General features: G+C 75.1%; 17 protein-coding genes. 13 read left to right on the top strand and 4 right to left on the bottom strand.

Annotated elements, in window-relative coordinates; genetic code table 11:
* The 3 genes from alaS (at position 1) to ACVJO7_RS03135 (ending at position 4,370) form a co-directional block, all read left to right on the top strand.
* Positions 1-2,661: an alanine--tRNA ligase gene (gene alaS / locus ACVJO7_RS03145; RefSeq protein ID WP_491671634.1), complete on the top strand. Its 2,661-nt coding sequence runs from the start codon at positions 1-3 to the stop codon at positions 2,659-2,661.
* Positions 2,658-3,095, top strand: coding sequence for a Holliday junction resolvase RuvX (gene ruvX / locus ACVJO7_RS03140; RefSeq protein WP_491671633.1), 438 nt, complete (start codon positions 2,658-2,660; stop codon positions 3,093-3,095). Before alaS ends, ruvX begins: the two co-directional genes overlap by 4 nt.
* Before the next feature lie 132 nt (positions 3,096-3,227).
* Positions 3,228-4,370, top strand: coding sequence for an endolytic transglycosylase MltG (locus ACVJO7_RS03135; protein WP_491671632.1), 1,143 nt, complete (start codon positions 3,228-3,230; stop codon positions 4,368-4,370).
* A 9-nt stretch (positions 4,371-4,379) separates the two neighbouring features.
* Here ACVJO7_RS03135 and ACVJO7_RS03130 read toward each other — a convergent pair whose 3' ends face one another.
* On the bottom strand, positions 4,380-5,342 hold the full coding sequence (locus ACVJO7_RS03130) for a spermidine synthase (RefSeq protein ID WP_491671631.1): 963 nt from the start codon (positions 5,340-5,342) through the stop codon (positions 4,380-4,382).
* On the opposite strand from ACVJO7_RS03130, the gene ACVJO7_RS03125 reads away from it, so the two are divergent.
* The 4 genes from ACVJO7_RS03125 to aroB are packed head-to-tail and all read left to right on the top strand — an operon-like array spanning position 5,341 to position 9,080.
* Complete coding sequence (locus ACVJO7_RS03125; RefSeq protein WP_491671630.1) at positions 5,341-6,030, top strand: prepilin peptidase; 690 nt, start codon at positions 5,341-5,343, stop codon at positions 6,028-6,030. The two genes, ACVJO7_RS03130 and ACVJO7_RS03125, sit on opposite strands and share 2 nt — an antisense overlap.
* 13 nt (positions 6,031-6,043) lie before the next feature.
* A complete protein-coding gene (aroC, locus tag ACVJO7_RS03120) occupies positions 6,044-7,249 on the top strand; it encodes a chorismate synthase (RefSeq protein WP_491671629.1) in 1,206 nt (401 codons plus the stop codon).
* Positions 7,246-7,950 (top strand): shikimate kinase, encoded by a 705-nt coding sequence (locus ACVJO7_RS03115; RefSeq protein WP_491671628.1) that lies wholly within the window; start codon positions 7,246-7,248, stop codon positions 7,948-7,950. Before aroC ends, ACVJO7_RS03115 begins: the two co-directional genes overlap by 4 nt.
* Positions 7,947-9,080: a 3-dehydroquinate synthase gene (gene aroB / locus ACVJO7_RS03110; RefSeq protein WP_491671627.1), complete on the top strand. Its 1,134-nt coding sequence runs from the start codon at positions 7,947-7,949 to the stop codon at positions 9,078-9,080. Before ACVJO7_RS03115 ends, aroB begins: the two co-directional genes overlap by 4 nt.
* 134 nt (positions 9,081-9,214) lie before the next feature.
* Here aroB and ACVJO7_RS03105 read toward each other — a convergent pair whose 3' ends face one another.
* Both ACVJO7_RS03105 and ACVJO7_RS03100 read right to left on the bottom strand, forming a co-directional pair.
* Positions 9,215-9,820, bottom strand: a complete 606-nt coding sequence (locus ACVJO7_RS03105) for an HdeD family acid-resistance protein (RefSeq protein WP_491671626.1) — start codon at positions 9,818-9,820, stop codon at positions 9,215-9,217.
* Positions 9,821-9,838: 18 nt separating this feature from the next.
* The gene (locus tag ACVJO7_RS03100) at positions 9,839-11,056 is read right to left on the bottom strand and encodes an AI-2E family transporter (RefSeq protein ID WP_491671625.1); all 1,218 of its coding nucleotides are present in this window, start codon (positions 11,054-11,056) and stop codon (positions 9,839-9,841) included.
* A 91-nt stretch (positions 11,057-11,147) separates the two neighbouring features.
* Between ACVJO7_RS03100 and ACVJO7_RS03095 the strand changes: the two genes are divergently transcribed.
* On the top strand, positions 11,148-12,182 hold the full coding sequence (locus ACVJO7_RS03095; protein WP_491671624.1) for a YihY/virulence factor BrkB family protein: 1,035 nt from the start codon (positions 11,148-11,150) through the stop codon (positions 12,180-12,182).
* A 3-nt stretch (positions 12,183-12,185) separates the two neighbouring features.
* Here the strand turns inward: ACVJO7_RS03095 and ACVJO7_RS03090 are convergent, their stop codons facing one another.
* A complete protein-coding gene (locus ACVJO7_RS03090) occupies positions 12,186-12,902 on the bottom strand; it encodes an MBL fold metallo-hydrolase (RefSeq protein WP_491671623.1) in 717 nt (238 codons plus the stop codon).
* A 31-nt stretch (positions 12,903-12,933) separates the two neighbouring features.
* Between ACVJO7_RS03090 and ACVJO7_RS03085 the strand changes: the two genes are divergently transcribed.
* The 5 genes from ACVJO7_RS03085 (at position 12,934) to ACVJO7_RS03065 (ending at position 17,698) form a co-directional block, all read left to right on the top strand.
* Positions 12,934-14,013, top strand: a complete 1,080-nt coding sequence (locus ACVJO7_RS03085; protein WP_491671622.1) for a M24 family metallopeptidase — start codon at positions 12,934-12,936, stop codon at positions 14,011-14,013.
* Between the two features lie 246 nt (positions 14,014-14,259).
* A complete protein-coding gene (locus ACVJO7_RS03080; protein ID WP_491671621.1) occupies positions 14,260-15,111 on the top strand; it encodes an ABC transporter permease in 852 nt (283 codons plus the stop codon).
* Entirely contained in the window at positions 15,108-15,893 is a 786-nt protein-coding gene (locus ACVJO7_RS03075; RefSeq protein ID WP_344028305.1) for an ABC transporter permease, read from the top strand. The genes ACVJO7_RS03080 and ACVJO7_RS03075 overlap by 4 nt, the downstream gene beginning before the upstream one ends.
* Positions 15,894-15,912: 19 nt before the next feature.
* Entirely contained in the window at positions 15,913-16,698 is a 786-nt protein-coding gene (locus ACVJO7_RS03070; protein WP_344028308.1) for an ABC transporter ATP-binding protein, read from the top strand.
* Positions 16,699-16,714: 16 nt separating this feature from the next.
* Positions 16,715-17,698 carry an ABC transporter substrate-binding protein gene (locus ACVJO7_RS03065; RefSeq protein WP_491671620.1) on the top strand — a complete coding sequence of 328 codons (984 nt, stop codon included), beginning with the start codon at positions 16,715-16,717 and terminating at the stop codon, positions 17,696-17,698.
* Positions 17,699-17,713 lie beyond the last annotated feature (15 nt).

Below are 17,713 nucleotides of genomic sequence, written 5' to 3'. Positions count from 1 at the left end.
GTGCAGACCCACGAGATCGTCCGCCGCTTCACCGCCCACTTCGAGCAGGCCGGGCACACGCCCGTGCCGAGCGCCTCGCTGATCCTCGAGGATCCGCAGCTGCTGTTCGTGAACGCGGGCATGGTCCAGTTCAAGCCGTACTTCCTCGGCGACGTGCCCGCGCCCTACCCGCGCGCCACGTCGATCCAGAAGTGCGTCCGCACCCCGGACATCGACGAGGTCGGCAAGACCACCCGGCACACCACCTTCTTCCAGATGGCCGGGAACTTCTCCTTCGGCGACTACTTCAAGCGCGGCGCCATCGAGTTCGCCTGGTCGCTGATCACCCGCAGCCAGGACGACGGCGGCTACGGCTTCGACCCGGAGATCATCTGGGTCACCGTCTACCACGACGACGACGAGGCGATCGAGCTCTGGAAGGAGATCGCCGGCCTGCCCGAGGAGCGGATCCAGCGCCGCGGCGGCGACGACAACTACTGGGACATGGGCGTGCCCGGCCCCGGCGGCCCCTGCTCGGAGATCTACGTCGACCGCGGCCCGGAGTTCGGCGCCGAGGGCGGCCCGGAGGCCGACGAGGACCGCTACCTCGAGATCTGGAACCTCGTGTTCATGCAGGACGAGCGCGGCGAGCTGTCCCCGAAGAAGGGGCACCCGCCGATCGGCACCCTGCCGCACAAGAACATCGACACCGGGATGGGCGTCGAGCGGGTCGCGTTCCTGCTGCAGGGCGTCAACAACGTCTACGAGACCGACCTGGTCCGCCCGGTGATCGCCAAGGCCGAGGAGCTCTCCGGCAGGCGCTACGGCGAGAACGCCGAGGACGACGTCCGCTTCCGGGTGATCGCCGACCACGCCCGGTCCTCGATGATGATCGTCGGCGACGGCGTCACCCCCGGCAACGAGGGCCGCGGCTACGTGCTGCGCCGGCTGCTGCGCCGGATCGTGCGGTCCGCCCGGCTGCTCGGCGTCACCGGGCCCTGCCTCGGCGAGTTCGCCGCCGTCGTCCGGGACGCGATGTCGCCCACCTACCCCGAGCTGGCGACCGACTTCGAGCGGATCTCCGCGGTGATCCGGGCCGAGGAGGACACCTTCCGGGCCACCCTCGCCGCCGGCGAGCGGATCTTCTCCGGCGCGGTCTCCGAGGCCCGCCGGGAGCGGCGCACCGTGCTGCCCGGCGACCAGGCGTTCCAGCTGCACGACACCTACGGCTTCCCGATCGACCTGACCCTGGAGATGGCTCAGGAGGCCGGGCTGTCGGTGGACCGCGAGCGGTTCACCGCCCTGATGGACGAGCAGCGGTCCCGCGCCAAGGCCGACGCGGCCGGGCGCAAGGTCGGGTTCGTCGACGCCTCGGTGTACCGGGCGGTGCTCGACACGCACGGCGCCACCGACTTCCTCGGCTACCAGGCGCAGCGCTCCGAGGCCCGGATCGTCGGGCTGCTCCGCGACGGCGCCACGGTGCCGGCCGCCGAGGAGGGCGACGCCGTCGAGGTGCTGCTGGACCGGACGCCGTTCTACGCCGAGGCCGGCGGTCAGCAGGCCGACACCGGCGTGCTCACCGGAGCCTCGTTCGCGATCCGGGTGGACGACGTCCAGTCCCCGGTGGCCGGCCTGCGGGTGCACCGCGGCGTCGTCACCGCCGGCACCGTCACCCTGGACTCCGAGGTCGTCGCCGAGGTCGACCGGGTGCGCCGGGCCGCGATCTCCCGCGCGCACACGGCCACCCACCTGGTGCACGCCGGGGTGCGCGGGGCGCTGGGCAGCTCCGCCGCGCAGGCCGGCTCGCTGAACGCCCCGGGCCGGCTGCGGTTCGACTTCACCTCGCCCACCGGCGCCGTCGACCCGGCGGCCCTGGTGGAGATCGAGGAGGAGGTCAACTCGGTGCTCCAGGAGGACCGGGAGATCCAGACCTACGAGACGACCATGGACGAGGCCCGCAAGCTGGGCGCCATGATGCTGTTCGGCGAGAAGTACGGCGACCGCGTGCGGGTGGTCGACATGGGCGACTACTCGCGCGAGCTGTGCGGTGGCACGCACGTGCGCCGCACCGGCGAGCTCGGCCTGGTCCGGGTGCTGTCCGAGGCGTCCATCGGCTCCGGCGTGCGCCGGGTCGAGGCGCTCGTCGGGCTGGACGCGTTCCAGCACGCCACCACCGAGCACCTGCTGGTCAACCAGCTCGCCGAGCAGCTCAAGGCCCGGCCCGAGGAGCTGCCGGACCGGATCGCAGGCCTCGTCGAGCGGCTGCGCACCGCCGAGCGGGACCTGGAGAAGCACCGCGCCGAGGCCGTCCTGGCCTCCGCCGGCAGCCTCGCCGGGCAGGCCGAGGACCTCGACGGCACCGCGCTCGTCGCGGTCGCCGCGCCGGACGGCGTCGGCGGCAACGACCTGCGGACCCTCGCCGCCGACGTCCGCGGCAAGCTCGGCGACCGGCCCGGTGTGGTCGCGCTGTTCGCGGTCGCGGACGGGAAGGTGTCCTTCGTCGTCGCCACCACGAGGGCGGCCCGGGACGCCGGGCTGGCCGCCGGGAAGCTGATCCCCGAGTTCGCGCCCGCCGTCGGCGGCCGCGGCGGCGGCAAGCCCGACCTGGCGCAGGGCGGCGGCACCGACCCGTCCGGGATCGACGCGGCGATCCAGAGGCTGCGCGCCGCGATCCGCGGATGACCAGGATGCGCGGGCGGCGCCTCGGCATCGACGTGGGCGCCGTCCGGGTCGGCGTCGCGATGTGCGATCCGGACGGGATCCTGGCGACCCCGGTGGAGACCGTCCCGCGCGGCGACCGGGACGACGGCGACGAGCCGGCCGTGCGCCGGATCGCGGAGCTGGTGGCCGAGCACGACGTCGTCGGCGTCGTGCTCGGCCTGCCGCGGAACCTGCGCGGCGAGGACGGCCCGGCCGCCCGGGCCGCCCGCGAGTTCGCGACCGCGCTGCAGGCCGGGCTGGACGTCCCGGTGGAGCTCACCGACGAGCGGATGACGACCGTCGTCGCCACCCGGCAGCTGGCCGGGCGCGGGGTGAAGGGCCGCCGGCAGCGCGCCGTCGTGGACCAGGCCGCGGCCGTGCAGATCCTGCAGGGCTGGCTGGACGCCGGGCGCTGAAACCCTTGCACCTGGACATGATCGACATCAGCGGCCGGCCGCTCGCCCGGGTCACGGGACCGTTACCCTCCATGCCGTGACCGGCGCCGGCGAGAACGACGTGAACCGACGGTCCCGGACACGGGACCGGACGTGAGTGCCCCGGTGACCGCGCCGCCCGTCCGCCACCGCCCGACGCCCGTGCACTACCGCAGGCGACGGCTCGCCCTGCTGGCCTCGGCGCTGCTGGCCGGCGCGGTCCTGGTGGCCGCGGCGGTCTACCTGACCGGGCCCGACGACTACGTCGGCTCCGGCAGCGGATCGGTCGTCGTCCGGGTGCAGGCCGGCGACTCCACCTCCGCCATCGGCGACCGGCTGGTCGCCCAGGACGTCGTGCGGTCCCGGGCCGCGTTCCTCGACGCCGCCGCGCGGGAGGCCGGCATCCAGCGGGTCCAGCCCGGCTTCTACGAGCTTCGCTCGCAGATGTCGGGCAGCTCCGCGGTCGACGGGATGCTCGACCCGGAGCGCCGGGTCGGGTTCATGGACGTCAAGGGCGGCGTGCAGATCGACGACACCAGCGCCCCCAACGGCACCGTCAGCCCGGGCGTGCTGTCCCAGATCTCGCAGGCGACCTGCCTCGGCGGCGCCGACGGCGAGCCCGTCTGCACCGGCGTCGACGAGCTGCGGGCCGCGATGGCCGACGCCGACCCGGCCGACCTGGGCGTGCCCGAGTGGGCGCACGCGGGATACCGGAACGCCGCACCGGAGCGCCGGATGGAGGGCCTCGTCGCACCCGGGCCCTACGACATCGACCCGCAGGACGCACCGCAGGACGTGCTGCGCGAGGTCCTCACCACCTCCGCCGAGCGGCTCGCCGACGCCGGGCTGTCCGGCGAGGGCGCCTACCGGACGCTGATCGTGGCGTCGATCATCGAGAAGGAGGCCCTCGACCCGGACATGCCGAGGGTGGCCCGGGTGATCGAGAACCGGCTCGCGGTGAACCAGCGCCTGGAGATGGACTCCACCGTCAACTACCCGCTCGACGTGCAGGCGCTGCGCACCACCGCCGAGGCCCGCGGCACCCCGGGGCCGTACAACACCTACCTGAACACCGGGCTGCCGCCGACCCCGGTGGCGTCGGTGTCGGTGACCGCGCTGCAGGCCGCGGAGAACCCGCCGGACGGCCCGTGGCTGTTCTTCGTGCGGTGCACCACCGAGGGCGAGTCGTGCTTCGCCGCGAGCTACGACGAGCACCTCGCCAACGTGGCCAGGGCCCGCGAGGTCGGCGCGTTCTGACCGGTCCGGTCACTGCCCCCAGAGACCGGCCGGCGGTTTCGGTGACGGCACGGCCGTCGCGTCGGTGACGACGGCGGCGCCGCGGGCCAGCGCCCGGGTGTCGGCGTCGTCGAGCACCCGGGCCGGGAACGGGTCGGCCGCGGCCCGGCGGGTCAGCCCGGGCACCGGGAGCCCGCGGTCCGACCCGGCCAGCACCAGGTTGCCGAACCGGCGACCGTGCAGCACGTCCGGCGCCGCGATCAGGGCGAGCTCGGCGAACGCGGCACCCGCGGTAGCGATCTGCCCCGGCAGGAACGGCCAGGGTGCGCCGTCGCCGAGGTTCGCCACGTGGATGCCGGTGGGCGCGAGCACCCTGCGGACGGCCTGCAGGAACTGGGCGGTCGTCACCTGGGCGGGGGTGCGGGCGCCGGCGAACGCGTCGAGCACGACGAGATCGAACGCGCCGGCCGGGAAGCGGCCGAGGCTGGCCCGCGCCTCCGCGGTGACGATGCGCAGCCCGTCGCCCTCGTCCGGGCCGGGCAGCCGGTGCGCGACCAGCTCGGCCAGTGCGGCGTCCAGCTCGACGACGGTCTGCGCCGAGCCCGGGCGGGTCGCGGCCAGGTAGCGGGCCAGCGTCCACGCGCCGCCGCCGAGGTGCAGCACGCGCAGCGGCACCGCGGGCGGGGCGGCCAGGTCGGCGACGTGCGCGATCCGCCGGACGTACTCGAACTCCAGGTGCTCGGGATCGTCGAGGTCGACATGCGACTGGGCGGTGCCGTCGAGCAGCAGGGTCCACGACCGGGGCCGGTCCGGGTCCTGCACCAGCTCGGCGATCCCGTGCTCGACCTCGGTACCGGCGCCCATCCCGCCATCCTGCCGGGCCCGCGGGCGGCGCAGCGGTGCCGGGGCCCGGTTGTCCCCATGTGCCCGGATCATCCACAGGTCGACGATCCGGGGATCCGGACGGTGCCGGGTGCGGCAGGTTCGGGGCATGGACCTCGATCTGCTCGGCCCGCTCGGTGCCGCCGCCGATGCCGCCGCCGGTGCTGCTGCCGGGGCGGCTGCGGGGACCCTGACCCGGCTGGTGCTGCGGCGCCGGGCGCGGGTGACCGCCCCGGGTTGCGTGACCGGGGCCGCCGTGCTGGGCGGCGGGCTCGGGCTGCTCCTGGCGGGCGGCCTGGTGGCCGCCCGATGGGTGCCGCTGCTGGCGGTGCTGTGCTGGCTGGCGGCGGCGGGCACGAGCACCGATCTGGCGCACCGCAGGCTGCCGAACGTGCTGACCCTGCCGGCGCTGCCGCTGGTGCTGGTGGCGGCGGTCCCGGCCGGTGCCGGCGCGGTGCTGCGCGGCACCGCGGGGGCGGTGCTGCTGGCCGGGGCGTACGCGGCGGTGCACCTGGTCTCGCCGGCCGCGATGGGCGCCGGCGACGTGAAGCTCGCCGGGCCGGTCGGTGCCGCGGTGACCGCGCCCGGCTGGGCCGGGTTGCCGGTCGCGGCGGCGCTGGCGGTGCTGCTGTCCGGGGTGGTCGCGGTGCTCGCCCTGGTGGCCGGGCGGGCCCGGTGGGCCGGTGGCCTGCCGCACGGCCCGGCGCTGCTCGGGGCGGCGCTGGCCGTGCTGCCGGCCGCGGTGGTCCCGGTCGTGTCCGGGACCGTGACCTGCTCCGGGGCCGTGACCGGTGGGTGAGAGGATGGACGCCGTGCTGCGATGGATCACCGCCGGGGAGTCCCACGGCCCGGCCCTGGTGGGTGTGCTGGAAGGCATGGTCGCCGGAGTCGGGATCACGACGAAGGAGCTGCAGGCCGAGCTGGCCCGCCGGAAGCTGGGCTACGGCCGCAGCCCGCGGATGGCGTTCGAGGCCGACGAGCTCGAGGTGATCGGCGGCATCCGGCACGGGATCACCCAGGGCGGGCCGGTCGCCGTCCGGATCGCGAACACCGAGTGGCCCAAGTGGGAGACGGTGATGGCGGCCGATCCGGTGGACCCGGAGCTGATCGCGAACCGGGCCCGCAACGCGCCGCTCACCCGGCCCCGCCCCGGGCACGCCGACCTCGCCGGGATGACCAAGTACGGGTTCGACGAGGCCCGGCCGGTGCTGGAGCGGGCCAGCGCCCGGGAGACCGCGGCCCGGGTGGTGCTGGGCACCGTGGCGAAGGCGTTCCTGGAGCAGGCGCTCGGGGTGCGGATCGTGTCGCACGTCGTCGCGATCGGGGCGGTCGACACCCCGGACGACGAGCCGCTGCCCGGCCCGGACGACCTGGAGCGGATCGACGCGAACCCGGTGCGTGCCTTCACCGAGGCATCCGGTGCCGCGATGGCCGCCGAGATCGACGCCGCGCACGACGCCGGGGACACCCTGGGCGGGGTGATCGAGGTGATCGCCTACGGGATGCCGGTCGGCGTCGGGACCTACGTGCAGGCCGACCGCAGGCTGGACGCCCGGCTCGCGTCCGCGCTGATGGGCATCCAGGCGATGAAGGGCGTCGAGATCGGCGACGGCTTCCGCACCGCGCACCGCCGCGGCTCGGTCGCGCACGACGAGATGGTCCCCGCCGGCGGGCCGCACGAGGGCCCGGCGGGCACCGTGCCGGTCACCCGGCTGACCAACCGGGCCGGTGGCATCGAGGGCGGCATGACCAACGGTGAGCCGGTCCGGGTCCGGGTCGCGATGAAGCCGATCTCCACCGTGCCGCGCGCGCTCCGCACGATCGACACCGTCACCGGCGAGGAGGCGACCGCCATCCACCAGCGGTCCGACGCCTGCGCCGTCCCGCGGGCCGGCGTCGTCGTCGAGACGATGGTGGCGCTGGTGCTCGCCCAGGCCGCGCTGGAGAAGTTCGGCGGGGACTCGCTGGCCGAGACCCGCCGCAACGTCGCCGGCTACCTGGCGGGGGAGGCCCGGTGACCGGCGCGCAGGGCGGGCCGGGCCCGGCGCCGGAGGGTCCCGTGCCGGGACCGGACCGGGACGGGCGGCCGTTCCTGGTGCTCGTCGGCCCGCCCGGGTCGGGCAAGTCGACGATCGGCTCGCTGCTCGCGGAGCGGCTCGGGCTCGGCTTCGCCGACACCGACGCGGTGATCGTCGAGCGGATCGGCAGGCCGATCGCGGAGATGTTCGTGCAGGAGGGCGAGGCGGCGTTCCGGAAGCTGGAGCACGAGGTCGTCGCCGAGCAGCTGCGGGCCGGGCACGGCGTGCTCGCGCTCGGCGGCGGATCGGTGCTCGACGCCCGGACCAGGGAGCTGCTGCGCGGGCAGCGGGTGGTCGCGCTCGAGGTCGACCTCGCCGACGGGATGCGGCGCACCGGCATGTCCACCGCGCGCCCGCTGCTGGCCGGGGTGAACCCGCGGGCCACCTTCCGGGCGCTGCTCGCCGACCGGGCCCCGCTCTACGCCGAGGTGGCGACGGTCCAGGTCAGCACGGTGCGGCGCAGCCCGAACCAGGTCGTCACGGCGGTGCTCGGCGGGCTCGGGCTGCCCGGCGGCGAGGCGGCCGACGCCGCACCGGACGCCGAGGACCCGCACGACCGGCCCACCCCGCGCGCCGACTCGGCACTGCCGGCGCCCGGTTTCGGCGCCCCCGGCACGGACCACCCGATGGAGACCCGATGACCGATCCAAGCCTCCCCGAGCTGCCGGACGCCTCCGGCGACCGCGAGCCGGACGGATCGGTCCGGATCGCGGTGAACGCCGAGCGGCCGTACCCGGTGCTGGTCGGGGCGGGCGTCGCCGGCCGGCTGGCCGAGGTCGTCGCCGGGACCGGCGCGGGGCGGGTGCTGCTCGTGCACCCCCCGACCCTGGCCGACCGCGCGGAGACCGCCCGGGCGGAGCTGGCGGCGGCCGGGCTCGCCGCGTTCCGGATCGAGGTCGCCGACGCCGAGGCCGGCAAGACCCTCGACTCGCTCGCCGCCTGCTGGCAGGCCTGCGCCGAGGCGGCGCTGACCCGCTCCGACGTCGTCGTCGGGTTCGGCGGGGGAGCGGTCACCGACCTGGCCGGGTTCGTCGCCGCCACCTGGATGCGCGGGGTCCGCGTCGTGCACGTGCCGACGACGCTGCTCGCGATGGTCGACGCCGCCGTCGGTGGCAAGACCGGCATCAACACCGCCGCCGGGAAGAACCTGGTCGGGGCGTTCCACGAGCCGTCCGCGGTGCTCGTCGATCTCGACACGCTCCGCACGCTGCCGCGCGAGGAGCTCGTCGCCGGGTCCGCCGAGGTCTGGAAGGCCGGGTTCATCGCCGATCCGGTCATCCTCGACCGGGTGCGGGCCGATCCGGTCGCCGCACTCGACCCGGCCGGTCCGGTGCTCGCCGAGCTGGTGCGCCGCTCGATCCGGGTGAAGGCCGACGTGGTCGGTGCGGACCTGCGCGAGTCGCACCTGCGGGAGATCCTCAACTACGGCCACACCCTCGGGCACGCCGTGGAGCGGCGCGAGGGCTACCGGTGGCGGCACGGCAACGCCGTCTCGGTCGGCCTGGTCTTCGCCGCGGAGCTCGCCCGCGCCGCGGGCCGCCTCGACGACGCCACCGCCGACCTGCACCGCGAGGTGCTGGAGCTGGTCGGCCTGCCGACCTCGTACCAGCCGGGTGTGCTGGCCGAGCTGATCGAGACGATGCGCGGGGACAAGAAGTCCCGCGCCGGGACACTGCGGTTCGTCGTGCTCGACGGGCTGGCGAAGCCGGCCCGCCTGGAGGGCCCGGACCCGGCGCTGCTGGAGGCCGCGTACACCGCGATCAGCGGCTGAGGCGGCACGCTGCGATCAGCGGTTGAGGCGGCACCGCCGCGATCAGCGGCTGAGACTGCGCTGACGCAGCCCGGCCGCGTGCACAGCGGTGTGCCGGGACCCCACGGGATCCCGGCACACCCCCCGGCCGCGGGTCAGCCGATCGCCGGGTGCGTCTCCGACCGGAACGCCTGGACGATCAGCACGATCCCGGTGGCCACCGCGAACGCGCCGACCAGCCACAGCAGCGCCAGGATCCCGGAGGCGGGCCAGACCAGCAGCAGCACACCGAACACGACGTCCAGTGCGGCCCGGACCGCGATCCAGCCCCACGGTCCACCGTGCTTGCGGACCTCGTTCGCCGAGATCGCGGTGACGACACCGGCCATGATCGCCCAGAAGGCGATCACGAACAGGATCGCGAGCGCCGCCGACGCGGGCAGCGTGAACGCGACGACACCGGCGATGACCGAGACGACGCCCTGCGCGATCGTCCAGCCCCAGCCGGGGCGCTCGGCCCGGTGCCGGATGCCGAGAACGATCGCGGCGATGCCGTCGACCAGCGCGTACGCCGCGAACACGAAGATCAGCGCCAGCAGCGCCAGGCCCGGCGTGAACAGCACCGCGAGCCCGAACGCCAGTACCAGGACGCCCCGCAGCACGACGAGCGCGCGCACCCGCTTGGAGACCGCGCCGTCCGCGGTCGGAGCCACCGGCGCCGATGCGCCGGGCCCGTCCTCGATGTTGGCCGTGTCCGCCATGTCTTGCTCTCCGTCCGATCAGGATTCCAGGGTTCGTCGTGCGTCCGGGGCCTGCGGGCCGCCGTCGGCGGGCGGGTCCGCGGTCGTCGAGCCGGACGTCGGCTGGTCGAATGGTGCCTCCCCGGCAGCGGGCTCGATCGAGCCGAAAGTCCCGCCCGTCCCGGCCCCGTCGGCGGGCGGGCCCGGCGCCGGCCCGGCCGCCGCCGGGGTGCTGCCGAGCAGCGCGTCCAGCCACTGGGCCCGCGGGTCCGCGTCCACCAGGAGCAGCTTCACCAGCAGCGTCAGCGGCACCGCCAGTACCGCGCCGAGCGGCCCGAGCAGCCAGGCCCAGAAGACCAGCGCGACCAGCGTGACCGACACCGACAGGCCCACCGCGGTGCCGACGAACCGGGGCTGCACCAGCGAGGTCAGCACGAAGTTGACCAGGATGAACACCGCCGCCACGGCGAGCGCCGATCCGGGCCCGCCGGCCAGCAGCGCCAGCAGCACCGGCGGGAAGAAGCCGATCCAGAACCCGATGTAGGGGATGTAGTTGGTGATGAACACCAGCAGCCCCCACAGCACCGCCAGCGGCACCCCGAGCGCGGCCAGCACCACCGCGTCGATCGCACCGGTCACCAGGCCGACCACCGTGGTGACGACCAGGAACCGCCGGGTCCCGCCGGCGAAGCGGCGCAGCGCGGTGGCGACCGCCGGGCGGGCGGCGGCGACGGCGTCGAGCCGCGCCGAGGCGGCCGTGGACTCGATCCCCAGGAACAGCAGCAGCGAGAACAGGAAGATCAGGTTCCCGGCCAGCCCGGCGACCTGCAGCAGCAGCCCGGCGGCGAGCGTGGTGATCCGCCGGGCGTCCAGCGAGGACGCCATCGCCTGCAGCTGCTCGGTGCCCACGCCGAACGCGGCGGCCCGCGCGGTGAGCCCGGCGACCAGCTGGTTCGCCTCGGCGGCGTAGCCGGGCAGCACCGTCACCAGCCGGGCGATCGAGACGACCAGCACCGCGGACAGCACCAGCAGCAGCCCGTAGATCGCGAGCAGCAGCACGGTGGTGGCGATCCACCCGGGCACCCCGGCGCGGCGCAGCCTGCCGTGCAGCGGATACACCACGATCACCACGACCAGCGCCAGGAACACCGGCCCGACCAGCCAGGCGGCGGCGTGCAGCCCGGCGGCCGCCACGACGGCCGCGGCCGCCCCGAGCAGCAGGGTGACGGCGCGGGGGAGCGGGGCGTTCTCGGGCATGGTGATCTTCTAGCGCCCGGCGGCCGCCCCCGGTAACGGACTTACGGCCCTGTTCGCCGGGTGCCCGGGGTGCGTCGTGGAGGATGGCCCGATGCGAGCGGACATCCGGGATCCGATCGCGCGCCTGCGCCGCCTCCCCGAGCGGTCGCCGCTGATCGGGCACGCGCGCCGCGCCGTCGACCGTTACCGGTTGCAGCGGGGCAACCACCTGTCCGCCGCGGTCGCGTTCTACACGGTGATCGCGGCCGTCCCGCTGGCGATGGTGCTGTTCGTCGCGGTCGGTGTCCTGGTGTTCTGGCGGGCGACGTCACCGGAGGACCTGGTGGTCGCCGTCGAGACGGCGTTCCCGCCCGGGCTGATGACGGCGATCGAGCCGGTGCTGGCGGCGGCGGCCGAGCAGCGCGGCTCGCTGGTCGGGATCGGCGCGCTCGGTGCGCTGTGGGCGGGCACCACCTGGACGTCGTACCTGCGGGAGGCGCTGTCCGCGCAGTTCCGGCTGCCCGCGGTGCGGATGGTGTCGCCGAGCCGGGTGTTCTGGGACCTGTGGGCGCTGCTGGTGCTCGGCACGGCGGTGCTCTCGTCGATCGGGGTGACGCTGGCCGTCACCGGGCTCGCCGGGCTCACGCTGGAGCTGTTCGGGCTGCGCGACGCGCTCGGCGGCCGGATCGCGCTGCGGGTGGTCGGCGCAGCGCTGGTGCTCGTCGTCGACACCGCGGTGCTGTGCTTCGTGCTGGCCCGGCTGCCGCGCCGGCCGGTCCCGCTGTGCCGGGTGCTGCGGCCCGCCGCCGCCGGCGCGGTCGCGCTGGAGCTGCTGAAGCTGGGCACCGCGCTGGCCGTCGGGGCGGTCTCGGCGACGGCCGGTGGCGCCGTGTTCGGCACCGTGCTCGCGACGCTGTTCTTCCTGTTCGCGATGTCCCGGCTGCTGGTGATGCTGGCCGCCTGGGTCGCCACCGACGACTCCGACGGCGCGCTGCCGGGCCAGATCGTGATCGAGCGCGGTGCGCCCCGCGCCGAACCCGGTCCGGCCGGGTCCGGCAGCCCGGCCGGCAACACAGCCGGCAGCCCGGCCGGCAACACAGCCGGCAACACAGCCGGCAGCGGGGACGGGACGCGGCGGGTCCGGTAGCGCTCAGCCGCCGAAGGCCGCCACGAACTGCTCCGCCGACGTCGCCCGGTACACCATGTTGGTGCGCTGCACGTCGTCGAGCGGTGCGCTGGGCGCGTCGGTGTAGCGGTGCCCGGGGTAGACGGTCGGGTTGCCCTTCAGCGAGGCCAGCTGCTGCAGCGAGTGGTACATCTGCGCGGCGTCGCCGCCCGGGAAGTCGGTGCGCCCGCAGCCCTGCAGGAACAGGGTGTCCCCGGCGACGAGCCGGTCCCCGTCCGGGTCCTGGACCAGGAAGCACTGGCTGCCCGGGGTGTGTCCCGGGGTGTGCAGCAGCCGGATCCGCAGCGCGCCGATCTCCAGCACGTCGTCGTGGTCGTGCGGGGTGAGATCGGTCGCGGACAGGCCGGTCACCCGGGTCACGTAGTCGGCCTCGGCCCGCTGCACGTGCACCGGAACCGGGTGCCTGCCGAGCAGCTCGGCCAGCCCGACCAGGTCGAAGCCCATCATCGACCCGCCGACGTGGTCGGGATGGTGGTGGGTGGCCAGCACCCCGGTGAGCCGCATGCCGTCGGCGTCGAGCGTGGCGAGCAGCTCGTCGGGGGAGTACGCCGGATCGACGACGACGGCCTCCCCGGACTCCCGGTCCCCGATCAGGTACGAGAAGTTGACCATCTGGGTGGCCACCGGGTCGCCGACGGCGTAGTCCTGGCCGGAGAGCAGCTGGCGGAAGTACAGGCCCATGCGCCCGACCCTAGGACATAGGGTCGGGCGCATGAGCCACCCCGACCGGCGCGACCGCCTCCGCACCGTCCTGCGCGCCGCCGGGCTGGACGCGCTGCTGGTCACCGACCTGCTCGACGTCCGGTACCTGACCGGGTTCACCGGCTCGAACGCCGCCGCCGTGATCGCCGCGGACCCGGCGGGGGACCTGCTGTGCACCGACGGCCGCTACCGGGCCCAGGCCGGTGCGCAGAGCCCGGACCTGGAGCTGGTGATCGACCGGCCGAGCGCCCCTGCGGCGGCCGCCCGGGTGCCCGCCGGCGCGACCCTGGGCTACGACTCCGCCGTGCTGACCGTCGACGGTCTGGCCGCCGTGCGGGACGCGGCGCCCGGCCGCCGGCTGCTCCGCGCCCCGGGCCTGGTCGGCGGGCTGCGCGCGGTCAAGGACACCGCCGAGGTGGACGCCGTCCGGCGGGCCTGCGAGCTGGCCGATGCCGCGCTGCGCGGGCTGCTCGACGCGGGCGGGCTGGCCCCGGGCCGGACCGAGCGGGAGGTGGCGGCGGACCTGGAGGACCGGATGCGCCGGCTCGGGGCGGACGGGCCGGCGTTCGCGACGATCCTCGCCGCCGGGCCGAACTCGGCGGTCCCGCACCACCGGCCGACCGCCGCCGAGCTGCGCCGCGGCGACCTCGTGAAGATCGACTTCGGGGCGGCGCTGGACGGCTACCACTCCGACACCACCCGCACCTTCTGCCTCGGCCCGGCCGCCGGCTGGCAGCGCGAGCTGCACGCGCTGGTCGACGCGGCCGCGACCGCCGGGCGGGCCGCGCTGGCCGAGGGCGCCGTCGTCACCGACGTCGACGGCGCCGCCCGCGAGGTCGTCGCCGACGCCGGGCACGCCGAGGAGTTCCCGCACGGCCTCGGGCACGGCATCGGCCTGGCCGTGCACGAACCGCCGTGGCTGACCTGGACCGGGCTCGGGACGGTCCCGGCGGGCACGCTGGTCACCGTGGAGCCGGGGGTGTACCTGGACGGCCGCGGCGGCGTCCGGATCGAGGACGTGCTGCACGTCGTCGCGGGCCGCCCGGCCGAGCCGCTGACCACGCTGCCGCGCGAGCTCGTCGAGGTCTGACACCGGGTCCGGCGCGGGCCGCGCCGCCGATCTACGTCATCCGTCCCGGCCCGGCCGTGACGGGCCGCCGCCGTCGTGCCGTCAACCGTCCGGCGCGGGTCTGCGCGCGCCGCTCGTAGGGTCCGATCATGTCAGCCGCCGCGGTCCGGCCGGGCGGACCCGAACGGTGCGGAGCGGGGGTGGCCCGGACGGCGCCGTGACCGGACGAGGCCGCCGACCGCGGCCGCGACCCGCAGAAGGAGCAGCGTGGCACGAGCCGCGGCCCGGCCCACCGCAGCGCCGGAGAGCAGCGACACCGACCCGCCCCCCGCCCGACCCACCGGATCTGCGTCCGGCCGCCGGCTGCTCCCGCTCGCCGGGGTCGCCGTCGCGATCGGGATCTTCGAGCTCGCCCCGCGCGCCGGTCTGGTCGACGACCGGTTCCTGCCGCCCGCGTCGGCGATGTTCGCGGCACTGGGCCGGCTGCTCGGCGACGGCGCCGGGCTCTGGATCCCGGTCGCCCAGACCCTGCAGGGCTGGGCGCTGGGCCTCGGGCTCGCGCTGGTGCTCGCACTCCCGCTGGGCATCCTGATCGGCTCGGTGTTCCTGCTGTTCATGGCCAGCCGCTCGATCGTGGAGTTCCTTCGCCCGATCCCGTCGGTCGCGCTGATCCCGCTCGCCGTGCTGGTCTTCGGCGCGGGCCTGGAGAGCAAGGTCTTCCTCGCCGCCTGGGCGGCCACCTGGCCGATCCTGCTGCAGACCCTCTACGGGGTGCGCGACGTCGATCCGGTCGCCACCGAGACCGCGCGCTCGTTCGGGGTGTCCCGCCGGGAGCGGCTGCTGCGGGTGACCCTGCCCAGTGCGCTGCCCTACGTCGTCACCGGGGTGCGGATCTCCTCGGCGGTGGCACTGATCCTGGTCGTCACCGCCGAGCTGGTGCTGGGCGCACCCGGGCTCGGGCAGGAGATCAACATCGCCCGGCAGAGCGCCGCCGTGGACACCATGTACGCCCTGATCATCGTGACCGGGCTGATCGGCTGGGGGCTCAACGCCGGGCTGGCCCGGATCGAGTCCCGGCTGCTGGCCTGGCACCCGTCGCACCGTGAGCAGAACCGATGAGCGCGCCGACCCGTTCGACGCGGACGCTCGGGCTGGGGCTCGAGGTGACCGTCCCGGTGCTGCTGCTGGTGGCCTGGGCGGTGGCGTCGCTGGGCAGCGAGTCGTTCTACTTCCCGCCGCTGACCGACATCCTGCGGGCGTTCGGCGACACCTGGCTGTTCGACCGGGTCGGCAGCGACGTCGTCCCCAGCCTGTCCCGGCTGTTCGCCGGCTACCTGATCGCGGTCGTCGCGGCGGTCGGGACCGGGGTGGCGCTGGGCCTGTCCGACACCGCGCGGCGGATGTGCGATCCGGTCGTGCAGTTCCTGCGGGCGGTCCCGCCGCCGGTGCTGATCCCGGCCGGGATCCTGGTGCTCGGCGTCGGCTCCACGATGAAGGTCGCGCTGATCGCGTTCGTCTGCTTCTGGCCGATCCTGCTGAACACCGTCGACGGCGTCGCCGGGGTCGATCCCACGCTGCGCGAGACGGCGCGCAGCTACCGGATCCCGCGCGGCGAGTACCTGCGCCGGGTCGTGCTGCCCTCCGCGTCGCCGCAGATCTTCGCCGGTGCCCGGGTCAGCCTGTCCATCGCCGTGATCATGATGGTGGTCTCGGAGATGGTCGCCAGCACCGAGGGCATCGGCTACTTCGTGCTGCAGTCCCAGCGCACCTACGCGATCACCGAGATGTGGTCCGGGATCTTCCTGCTCGCCCTGCTCGGCTACGCCCTCAACGGCCTGTTCCTGCTCGTCGAGCGGCGCGCGCTGCGGTGGCACCGCGGCGCGCGGGCCGGCTCGGCCTGACCTCCCGGGAGGCACCTCCATGCTGCACGTCGAACACCTGCGGATGGTCTACGGCGAGGGCACCCGATCGGCGTTCGAGGCGGTCGGCGACGTGTCCTTCGCGGTGACCGAGCAGGAGCTCGTGACGATCGTCGGCCCGTCCGGCGCGGGCAAGACCACCCTGCTCAAGTGCGTCGCCGGGCTGCTGCCGCAGACCGGCGGCACGATCACCCTGGACGGCGAGCCGGTGGACGGCCCGCCGGAGAAGATGGCGCTGGTCTTCCAGGACTACTCCCGCTCGCTCTACCCGTGGATGACGGTCGAGCAGAACGTCGCGTTCCCGCTCAGGCACCGCAGGCTCGCCGCCGACGCGCTCGCCGACCTGGTCGCCGACACCCTCGGCTCGGTCGGCCTGGCCGGTGCGGGCCCGAAGTACCCGTGGCAGCTCTCCGGCGGCATGCAGCAGCGGGTGGCGATCGCCAGGGCGCTCGCCTACCAGCCGGAGATCCTGCTGATGGACGAGCCGTTCGCCTCGGTGGACGCGCAGACCCGGGCCGACCTGGAGGATCTCGTCCTCGACCTGCGGGCCCGCTACGGCATCACCGTGCTGCTGGTGACCCACGACATCGACGAGGCCGTCTACCTCAGCGACCGGGTCGTGGTGCTGACCCCGTCGCCGACCGAGGTCGCCGAGATCGTCGACGTCGGCCTGCCCCGCCCGCGCGACCAGGTCGGCACCAAGGAGCTGGCCGAGTTCACCCGGCTGCGCGGCCACGTCTGGCGCTCGATCAAACGCCCCACCAGCCCCGAACCGACGTCCGCCTGACCGGAAGAGAGTGATCATGGGAGAGCCACGCCGGAGAGGCGCCCGCGTCCGCGCGGTCGCCGCACTCGCCGCGGTGGTCGCGCTCGTCGCGACCGGCTGTGGTGGGGGTGACAGTGGCGGTGCCGACCCGGAGGGCCCGACGACCGTCCGGGTCGGCACCCTGCCCATCGCCAACGCGGCCGGGATGTACCTCGGGATGGAGCAGGGCTTCTTCGCCGAGGAGGGCCTGCAGATCGAGCCGACGGTGCTGCAGGGCGGCAACGAGATCGTGACCGGGCTGGTCTCCGGCGACTACGACGTCGGCTTCGTCGGCTACATCTCGGCCGGCGTCGCGGCCGGTCGCAACGTCCCGGTGTGCGTGCTCACCGCGAGCGACGCCACCGGCACCACGGCCGAGGACGACTGGCAGGTCATGGTCGCCGGGCCCGGCAACACCATCTCCTCCCCGCAGGACCTCGTCGGGAGCCCGGTCGGGATCAACGCGCTCGGCGGCGTCGCCGAGGTGCTGATCCGCGCCGCACTCGACCGGGAGGGCGTCGATCCGGCGTCCGTCGAGTTCATCGAGGTGCCGTTCCCCGAGGTGCCCGCGGCGATCGCCGGCGGCCGGGTCGCGGCGGCGTACACCGCGGAGCCGTTCGTGACGACCGTGCTCGACCAGGGCGGCGAGGTGGTGTTCGCGCCGCAGTCGGCGCTGGCACCGGAGTACCCGAACGGCGCCTACGCGGCGAGCCGCCAGTTCGTGCAGGGCGAGCCGGACACCGTCGAGCGGTTCACCCGGGCGATGGAGCGCTCGCTCGACCACGCCCGGGACAACCCGGACGCCGTCCGCGCCACCATCCCGACCTTCACCCAGATCCCGGCCGAGCTCGCCGAGCGGATGCGGCTGCCGGTGTTCACCTCCGAGCTGGACCGGGCGGCGATCGACGAGCAGATGGGCTTCATGGCGCAGTACGGGGTGGTCGAGGAGGCCCCCACCGCCGACGAGCTGATCTGCGGCTGAGCCGGGCACCCGGGC

Source organism: Pseudonocardia sp. DxW (genome assembly GCF_058448985.1).
Note: the sequence above shows the minus strand (reverse complement) of the source record. Positions and strands in the feature narration are given on the sequence as shown.

What these genes read in the sequence shown, in the direction of transcription:
- ACVJO7_RS03075 (WP_344028305.1), top strand. Translation starts at nt 15,108, where the DNA reads ATGAGCGCGCCGACCCGTTCGACGCGGACGCTCGGGCTGGGGCTCGAG.
- ACVJO7_RS03095 (WP_491671624.1), top strand. Translation starts at nt 11,148, where the DNA reads ATGCGAGCGGACATCCGGGATCCGATCGCGCGCCTGCGCCGCCTCCCC.
- ACVJO7_RS03130 (WP_491671631.1), bottom strand. Translation starts at nt 5,342, where the DNA reads ATGCCCCGAACCTGCCGCACCCGGCACCGTCCGGATCCCCGGATCGTC.
- ACVJO7_RS03090 (WP_491671623.1), bottom strand. Translation starts at nt 12,902, where the DNA reads ATGGGCCTGTACTTCCGCCAGCTGCTCTCCGGCCAGGACTACGCCGTC.
- ACVJO7_RS03100 (WP_491671625.1), bottom strand. Translation starts at nt 11,056, where the DNA reads ATGCCCGAGAACGCCCCGCTCCCCCGCGCCGTCACCCTGCTGCTCGGG.
- aroB (WP_491671627.1), top strand. Translation starts at nt 7,947, where the DNA reads ATGACCGATCCAAGCCTCCCCGAGCTGCCGGACGCCTCCGGCGACCGC.
- ACVJO7_RS03065 (WP_491671620.1), top strand. Translation starts at nt 16,715, where the DNA reads ATGGGAGAGCCACGCCGGAGAGGCGCCCGCGTCCGCGCGGTCGCCGCA.
- ACVJO7_RS03070 (WP_344028308.1), top strand. Translation starts at nt 15,913, where the DNA reads ATGCTGCACGTCGAACACCTGCGGATGGTCTACGGCGAGGGCACCCGA.
- ACVJO7_RS03085 (WP_491671622.1), top strand. Translation starts at nt 12,934, where the DNA reads ATGAGCCACCCCGACCGGCGCGACCGCCTCCGCACCGTCCTGCGCGCC.
- ACVJO7_RS03125 (WP_491671630.1), top strand. Translation starts at nt 5,341, where the DNA reads ATGGACCTCGATCTGCTCGGCCCGCTCGGTGCCGCCGCCGATGCCGCC.
- ACVJO7_RS03105 (WP_491671626.1), bottom strand. Translation starts at nt 9,820, where the DNA reads ATGGCGGACACGGCCAACATCGAGGACGGGCCCGGCGCATCGGCGCCG.
- ruvX (WP_491671633.1), top strand. Translation starts at nt 2,658, where the DNA reads ATGACCAGGATGCGCGGGCGGCGCCTCGGCATCGACGTGGGCGCCGTC.